7 protein-coding genes are annotated in these 7,755 nt (G+C 64.6%); all 7 read left to right on the top strand.

Annotation, left to right across the window (positions count from 1 at the left end):
- Nucleotides 1-112 precede the first annotated feature (112 nt).
- On the top strand, nucleotides 113-1,636 hold the full coding sequence (locus tag I71_RS24810) for a DUF3422 family protein (RefSeq protein WP_049976318.1): 1,524 nt from the start codon (nucleotides 113-115) through the stop codon (nucleotides 1,634-1,636).
- A gap of 548 nt (nucleotides 1,637-2,184) precedes the next feature.
- On the top strand, nucleotides 2,185-3,033 hold the full coding sequence (gene coxB, locus I71_RS24805) for a cytochrome c oxidase subunit II (RefSeq protein ID WP_042699960.1): 849 nt from the start codon (nucleotides 2,185-2,187) through the stop codon (nucleotides 3,031-3,033).
- Between the two features lie 118 nt (nucleotides 3,034-3,151).
- A complete protein-coding gene (gene ctaD, locus I71_RS24800; RefSeq protein ID WP_042699957.1) occupies nucleotides 3,152-4,771 on the top strand; it encodes a cytochrome c oxidase subunit I in 1,620 nt (539 codons plus the stop codon).
- Nucleotides 4,772-4,920: 149 nt separating this feature from the next.
- The gene (gene cyoE / locus I71_RS24795) at nucleotides 4,921-5,832 is read left to right on the top strand and encodes a heme o synthase (protein WP_042699954.1); all 912 of its coding nucleotides are present in this window, start codon (nucleotides 4,921-4,923) and stop codon (nucleotides 5,830-5,832) included.
- A complete protein-coding gene (locus tag I71_RS24790; protein ID WP_042699951.1) occupies nucleotides 5,829-6,014 on the top strand; it encodes a hypothetical protein in 186 nt (61 codons plus the stop codon). Before cyoE ends, I71_RS24790 begins: the two co-directional genes overlap by 4 nt.
- Complete coding sequence (locus tag I71_RS24785) at nucleotides 6,014-6,658, top strand: cytochrome c oxidase assembly protein (protein ID WP_042699948.1); 645 nt, start codon at nucleotides 6,014-6,016, stop codon at nucleotides 6,656-6,658. Before I71_RS24790 ends, I71_RS24785 begins: the two co-directional genes overlap by 1 nt.
- 21 nt (nucleotides 6,659-6,679) lie before the next feature.
- Entirely contained in the window at nucleotides 6,680-7,555 is an 876-nt protein-coding gene (locus I71_RS24780) for a cytochrome c oxidase subunit 3 (protein WP_199902253.1), read from the top strand.
- Nucleotides 7,556-7,755: the final 200 nt, after the last annotated feature.

Raw genomic sequence — 7,755 nt, 5'->3', positions numbered from 1 at the left:
CTAACGGGCTGACTATAGTGTGGCGACGCTGGCGCGATCCGGCAAGTTCGCCGATGCCGGATTGTGTAACCTGATGGCTGGCGGGAGCGGTGCTGAGATGGCGGAGGGGATCATGACCGACGGAGCGGCGCGGACGACCATGGACACCCTGAACCGCACGGGTGAGCCCGGTACCGGTGCCTCCATGGCCGGCCCGCGCCCCTTGCGCGATCATCCGCTGCGGCAGACGTTGACCAACGAGGTGCATGCCCGCCCGCCCGAGGCGCTGACCTCGCCGGTGCGCGCCACCATGCTGGCGATGCTGTCGGGGGAAGGAGCGGCGGAGGCCGACCGCCGCCATCTGGAGGCGTTGTGCGACTGGGCCGGCGTGGTCCGTCCCCCGCAGGGCGCCACCCATCACAGCGCGTCCTTCGGCAGCTTTCACCTGAAGTGGGAGCGTCATACCGAATTCTCGACCTGGACCGTCTTTCGTCCCAGCGCGATGCCGGCCAATGCCCTGGTCGATCCGTTCGTGGAGCCGGCACTGCACGCCCTGCCGCGCGACTGGCTGGCCGGACTGCCGGGTGAACTGCTGGTCGGTATCCATGTCGCGGTCCTCGATCCCGATATGCCGGAACCGTCGCCCAACATGATGGCGGCGATGTTCGGGTCGGAAAGCTATGTCGGGTCGCGAATCGCCGGCCGTTCCGCAACCGCCTGGACGGATTTCCGCATCCATGGCGATGGCTTCTCCCGCATGCTGGTCGCCGACCATTCGATGACGCCGCGCCAGACCGGCCGCGTCGTCCAGCGCCTGCTGGAGATCGAGACCTACCGCGTGCTGGCCCTGCTGGCCCTGCCGATGGCCCGCGGCGTTCTGCCCCGAATCGGCCCGATCGAAGCCGGGCTGTCGGAGGTGACCACGCGAATCGCCAGCCTGCGCGACCTGCAGGACGAACGCGACCTGCTGGACCGCCTGACCCTGCTGGCGGCGCAGACCGAGCAGATCGCCGCCGAGACCGCATACCGATTCGGTGCCGCCCGTGCCTATCACGAACTGGTGGAGCGGCGAATCGAGGAGTTGCGCGAAATCCGGATCGAAGGGTTGCAGACCGTCCAGGAGTTCATGGACCGCCGCCTGACCCCGGCGATCCGCACCTGCGAGGCGGTCGAGGAGCGGCTCGACTCGCTGTCGCGGCGCGTCGCGCGGGCCAGCACGCTGCTGCGCACCCGTGTGGAAATCGCGGTGGAGGGGCAGAATGCCGAACTGCTCCAGTCGATGGACCGCCGGGCGCAATTGCAGCTCCGCTTGCAGGAAACCGTCGAGGGGCTGTCAGTGGTGGCGATCAGCTATTACCTCGTCGGCATCGTCGGCTACGCGGCAAAGGGCCTCAAGGGGTTCGGTTTCAGGTCGATCCGGACTGCTGGTTGGGGTGATGATCCCATCGTCATCGCTTCGTCTGGTCGGGCGTGGCGCGGATTCCCAGGTTCTGGTCCGCGGGCATTGAGTTTTTGTTTTGCTCGGCGTTTTGCCTCCCCATTCCCCCCCCGGAATGGGGCGAGGGGCCTGCTGGTGGGGGTGATGATTCCCATCGTCATCGCCTTCGTCTGGTCGGGCGTGCGGCGGATTCGCAAGGTTCTGGTCGGCGGGCATTGAGTTTTTGTTTTTGCTCGGCGTTTTGCCTCCCCCATTCCCCGCCACGGAGTGGGGCGAGGCGCCTATCACTTTCGCCCAGCTGGCCTGAAGCCCGGGCCTCTCCCATTCTTGCATTCTTACTCCGTGAGTCGCGGCAGCCTGACGCAACAATGCTGTGGCTTGTAGCCGAACTTCCCTCACATTGTTTCCAAATCCCATCCGATCAGAAATCAGCTGGTCCAACGGACTGCGGCGGAATGTCGCATGGTATGACCCCTGTTCGCGATCAACCTTTGTCGGCGCGGCTCATCTGAATGCGAGGAAAAGTCTATGCATTCGGTGGGAGAGAGGAAAGGCTTGTAACCCAGCCGGGCACGGGGATAAGCTCCAGCTGCGGGTATATGTCGCGCTAAGATGGCGTGATCCCTGCATAAACTGGCGTTCGCTGATAAGCCCAACTATGGACCGTGCGAACAGAAACCGGTCCGGATCAACAGGGCGGAGGGGGCGTCGGCGGGAAGAGACGACCGCGGGCCATGACAAGCGTCGCGGCTAAGAAGGGGTTGGGGATGAGAAGGCAAAGCCTGTACGCCGCCGGCCTGGCGGCGGTCCTGTCGATGGTGGGCGGTTGGAGCATGGCCGCCCTGGCGAACGAGCCGCGACCGTGGGAAATGGGCATGCAGCCCTCCGCCTCGCCGGTCAAACACCTGATGACCTCGTTCAACGACCTGCTGACCGTCATCATCACGCTGATCGTGATTTTCGTCGCCGGTCTGCTGGCCTATTGCGTCGTCCGCTTCAACGCGAAGAGGAATCCGGTCCCGTCCAAGACCTCGCACCACACGCTGCTTGAGGTCGCCTGGACCGTGGTGCCGGTCATCATCCTGATCGTGATCGCCGTTCCGTCCTTCAAGCTGCTCTACGCGGCGGAGCGCATTCCGCAGGCCGACATGACCATCAAGGTCACCGGCCACCAGTGGTACTGGGACTATGAATATCCCGATCATGGCAACATCACCTTCTCCAGCTACATGATCGCCGACGCCGACCTGAAGCCAGGCCAGAAGCGCCTGCTGGAGGTCGACAACCGTGTGGTCGTGCCGGTCAACACCACCGTGCGCGTGCTGGTGACCGCCGGCGACGTGATCCATTCCTGGGCGGTGCCGGCCTTCGGCCTGAAGAAGGACGGCGTGCCCGGCCGCATCAACGAGACCTGGTTCAAGGCCGAGCGCGAGGGCGTCTATTACGGCCAGTGCTCCGAGATCTGCGGCACCAACCATGGCTTCATGCCGATCGCCGTCGAGGCCGTGTCGAAGGAGGCTTTCGACGCCTGGGTCGCCAAGGCCAAAACCGCCTTCTCGCCGAAGGACGGCGACCGTGACGTGGCGCAGCGTCCGACCGGAACGCTGGTCGAATAAGCGGACTTCGCACAGCCCGCCACCGGGAAGACGCGATAAGAAGAACCCACCCAGCAGCCGATGCTCGGCAAAAGACCGGAGCGGACGGCGGCCAGGGACAGCGACAAAGGGTAGAGACATGGCAAACGCCACACCGGGGCATGGGGACCATGCCGGAGACCATGGGCACGGGCATGACGATCATCACGTCCCCGGCTTCGTCCAGCGCTGGTTCTATTCGACCAACCACAAGGACATCGGCACGCTCTATCTGATCTTCTCGGTCATTGCCGGGCTGATCGGCGGCCTGTTCTCCGTCATTATGCGGGCGGAGCTTCAGTCGCCGGGCCTGCAGATCGTCTCCGACGGCCAGATGTGGAACGTGCTGATCACCGCCCACGGCCTGATCATGGTGTTCTTCGTGGTGATGCCGGCGCTGATCGGCGGCTTCGGCAACTGGTTCGTGCCGCTCATGATCGGCGCCCCCGACATGGCCTTCCCGCGCATGAACAACATCAGCTTCTGGCTGATCGTGCCGGCCTTCCTGCTGCTGCTGGGTTCCGCCTTCGTCGGCACCGGCGCCGGTACCGGCTGGACGATCTACCCGCCGCTGTCATCACCATTGGGGCATAGCGGGCCGTCGGTCGACATGGCGATCTTCGCCCTGCATCTGGCCGGCGCCAGTTCGATCCTGGGAGCGGTGAATTTCATCACCACCATCTTCAACATGCGCGCCCCGGGCATGACGCTGCACAAGATGCCGCTGTTCGTCTGGGCGATGCTGGTGACGGCCTTCCTGCTGCTGCTGGCGGTGCCGGTGCTGGGCGGCGCCATCACCATGCTGCTGACCGACCGCAATTTCGGCACCACCTTCTTCAACCCCGAAGGCGGCGGCGACCCGATCCTGTTCCAGCACCTGTTCTGGTTCTTCGGCCATCCCGAAGTCTACATCATGATCCTGCCGGCCTTCGGCATCATCAGCCACATCGTGTCGACCTTCTCCAAGAAGCCGGTATTCGGCTACCTCGGCATGGCCTACGCCATGGTCGCCATCGGCGTGGTCGGCTTCGTCGTGTGGGCGCACCACATGTACACGGTCGGTCTGGACGTCAACACCAAGGCCTACTTCACCGCCGCCACCATGATCATCGCGGTGCCGACCGGGGTGAAGATCTTCTCCTGGATCGCCACCATGTGGGGCGGCTCGATCGAATTCCGGGTGCCGATGCTGTGGGCGCTCGGCTTCATCTTCCTGTTCACGGTAGGCGGCGTCACCGGCGTGGTGCTGGCGAACGGCGGTCTCGACAACTATATGCACGACACCTACTACGTCGTGGCGCACTTCCACTATGTGCTGTCGCTGGGTGCGGTGTTCTCGATCTTCGCCGGCTGGTACTACTGGATCGGCAAGATGTCGGGGCGCCAGTATCCGGAATTCTGGGGCAAGGTCCATTTCTACACGACCTTCATCGGCGTCAATCTGGTGTTCTTCCCGCAGCATTTCCTGGGCCTGTCGGGCATGCCCCGCCGCATCCCCGACTATCCGGATGCCTTCTGGGGCTGGAATATGATCTCGTCGCTGGGCGCCTATCTCTCCTTCGCCTCCACGCTGCTTTTCGTGTGGATCGCCTGGAGGACCCTGCGCAGTGGCGAACGGGTGCCGGGCGCCTATTGGGGGCCGCAGGCTGGCACGCTGGAATGGACGGTCAGCTCGCCGCCCCCCTTCCATGCGTTCGAGACGTTGCCCCAGGTCAAGTAAGCGTGCTAACGGGCGGGCGTCGCCGCAAAGCAGGCGCCCAACCGATCCAGAGGACCAAGCCGAGCAGCCCGAAAATGGGCGCCGGTGTGAGGGCGCCGGGGTGACGACTTTTTGTTGGAAGGCCCGGGGTTAGAAGACAAGGACATGATATGACGGATGTGACGAACGAACTGACGCTCAATCAGACCGGAGGGGCGTCGGCCGGTGACTTCATCGAGTTGCTCAAGCCGCGGGTCATGTCGCTTGTGGTCTTCACCGGGCTGGCCGGCATCGTGCTGGCGCCCGGTCACATCCACCCCTTCCTCGCTATGGTTGCCGTGCTGTGCATCGCCGTCGGCGCCGGGGCGTCGGGTGCCATCAACATGTGGTACGACCGCGACATCGATGCAGTGATGACCCGTACGGTGAAGCGCCCGATCCCGTCAGGCCGGGTCGAGCCGGCGGAGGCTCTCGGCTTTGGCGTCACCCTGTCGGTGCTGTCGGTGGTGGTGATGGGGCTGGCGGTGAACTGGACCGCCGCTGCGCTGCTGGCGCTGACCATCGGCTTTTACGTCTTCGTCTACACCATGTGGCTGAAGCGCCGGACCCCGCAGAACATCGTGATCGGCGGGGCCGCCGGCGCCTTTCCGCCGATGATCGGCTGGGCCGCCGTGACCGGCAGCGTCGATCTGCCGTCCATCCTGCTGTTCCTGCTGATCTTCCTGTGGACGCCGCCGCATTTCTGGGCGCTGGCCCTGTTCCGCAACAGCGACTACACCCGCGCCGGCGTGCCGATGATGCCGGTGGTGGCGGGCGAGACGGCAACCAAGCGGCAGATGCTGTTCTACACCCTGATTCTGCTGCCGGTGGCCGCGGCGCCGTCCTTCGTCGGCATCGCTGGGCCGGTCTATCTGGCGGTGTCGGTCCTCCTCGGCCTGATGTTCGTCGGCTGCGCCGTCCGCGTCCTGCGGGCCGGCGACGACAAGCCGGCCAAGAAGATGTTCGGTTTCTCGATCCTGTACCTGTTCCTGCTGTTCGCCGTGATGATGGGCGAGCGGCTGATCCTTGGAGGGTGGGTATGACGGTGATGGAACGCGATGACCTGACCGGTCCCCGCAGCTCGGTGGATGAGCAGAGGCGGCAGGAGGCGGCGCTGCGGGCGAAGAAGCTGCGCGGACGCAATCTGGCCGTTCTCGCGGGCCTGCTTGCCCTTGTCGTGCTGTTCTACGCGATCACCGTCGTGCGGATGGGCGGGGCGCACTGATGACACGGCGCGACGACAGGCTGCGCCGCCGCAACCGCCTCGTCCTCGGTTCCCTGTTCGGGCTGGTGGCGGGGATGATCGGGCTGACCTATGCGTCTGTCCCACTCTACAACCTGTTCTGCGCGGTCACCGGTTTCGGCGGCACCACCCAGCGGGCGGAACAGGCCGCGGCGCGTGTCGTCGAGCGCAAGGTGACCATCCGCTTCAACGCCGACACCAACACGGCTCTTCCCTGGTCCTTCAAGCCGGAGCAGAAGGACCTGGACCTGAAGCTGGGCGAGACCGGCTTTGCCGCCTACCGGGCGGAGAACCGGGGCAGGACCGCGACCGTCGGCACTGCGGTCTACAACGTCACGCCCGAGAAAGTGGGCGCCTATTTCAACAAGTTGCAGTGCTTCTGCTTCACCGAGCAGGTCCTGGAGCCCGGCCAGGTTGTCGACATGCCGGTGATCTTCTTCGTCGACCCATCGATGGCCGACGATCCGAACATGGACGACGTGAACACCATCACGCTGTCCTACACCTTCTTCCGCGCCAAGGACAGCGAGGCCAAGCTGGCACAGCATACGGCCGCCTCACCCGCGTCCACGGCAACGGGGGCAGTCAAACAAAAGGCGGAGCCGGGGGCGACCGCCACAAACTAAACCATATGGGGTAGTGAGACGATGGCCGACATCACCCACGGGCAAATGCCGCACGCCGAACCGTCAGCCCATGAACCGGGCGCCGGCATCCCGCATCCCTACCATCTGCTGAAGCCCAGCCCCTGGCCGCTGATCGGTGCCTTTTCCGGCGGATTGCTGGCCACCGGGCTGGTCATCTACATGCATGGCGGCGGCAAGCTGCTGATGATCCTGGGCGTGCTGGCCATCCTGGTGACGATGTTTGGCTGGTGGCGGTCGGTCATCCGGGAATCGGTGGTGGAGCATGCCCACACGCCGGTGGTGAAGATCGGCCTTCGTTATGGCATGGCGCTGTTCATTGCTTCGGAGGTGATGTTCTTCGCCGCCTTCTTCTGGGCCTTCTTCCATGCGGCGCTGGAACCGAAGGTCTCGCCGATCAACCCGGGCGCCGTCTGGCCGCCGCCCAACGTGCATGTCATCGACCCGTTCGACATGCCGCTGATGATGACGCTGACCCTGCTGCTGTCGGGCGTCACCGTCACCTGGGCGCATCATGCCATCCTGGAGGGGCAGACCCGGACGGCCGCCAAGGCGCTGGGCCTGACCGTGCTGCTGGGCGTGATGTTCACCTTCTTCCAGGCCTATGAATACGTGCATGCCGCCTTCAAGTTCACCGACGGCATCTTCCCCTCGACCTTCTACATGGCGACTGGCTTCCACGGCTTCCATGTGCTGGTCGGCACCATCTTCCTGGCGGTCTGCTGGGTCCGCACGGTGAAGGGCCACTTCACCCCGGAAAGCCATTTCGGCTTCGAGGCGGCGGCCTGGTACTGGCACTTCGTCGACGTGGTCTGGCTGTTCCTGTTCGTGTCGGTCTACTGGTGGGGTGGACATGGCGGTGTGATCGCCGCCCACTGATGCCGTCCATCGACGTCATCGATGCCGTGCCGTTCCGGCGGCCTATATGTCTGCCGGAACGGTGCGAACGGGAGGTGATGGCGTGATCGATCTGTACCCGAGAGTTTCCCCGTTGTCGGCGGGCCTGAGAAGCGTCTGCCCGCGATGTGGCAAGGGGCGGCTGTTCGACGGCTACCTGACGGTGGCGGAGCGTTGCAATG

Source organism: Azospirillum sp. B506, from assembly GCF_000333595.1.
GTDB lineage: Bacteria > Pseudomonadota > Alphaproteobacteria > Azospirillales > Azospirillaceae > Azospirillum.
Note: the sequence above shows the minus strand (reverse complement) of the source record. Positions and strands in the feature narration are given on the sequence as shown.

Bases quoted from the DNA above. Each gene is read 5' to 3' on its own strand.
- I71_RS24810 (WP_049976318.1), top strand. From the start codon at position 113: ATGACCGACGGAGCGGCGCGGACGACCATGGACACCCTGAACCGCACG.
- coxB (WP_042699960.1), top strand. From the start codon at position 2,185: ATGAGAAGGCAAAGCCTGTACGCCGCCGGCCTGGCGGCGGTCCTGTCG.
- I71_RS24790 (WP_042699951.1), top strand. From the start codon at position 5,829: ATGACGGTGATGGAACGCGATGACCTGACCGGTCCCCGCAGCTCGGTG.
- I71_RS24785 (WP_042699948.1), top strand. From the start codon at position 6,014: ATGACACGGCGCGACGACAGGCTGCGCCGCCGCAACCGCCTCGTCCTC.
- cyoE (WP_042699954.1), top strand. From the start codon at position 4,921: ATGACGGATGTGACGAACGAACTGACGCTCAATCAGACCGGAGGGGCG.
- ctaD (WP_042699957.1), top strand. From the start codon at position 3,152: ATGGCAAACGCCACACCGGGGCATGGGGACCATGCCGGAGACCATGGG.
- I71_RS24780 (WP_199902253.1), top strand. From the start codon at position 6,680: ATGGCCGACATCACCCACGGGCAAATGCCGCACGCCGAACCGTCAGCC.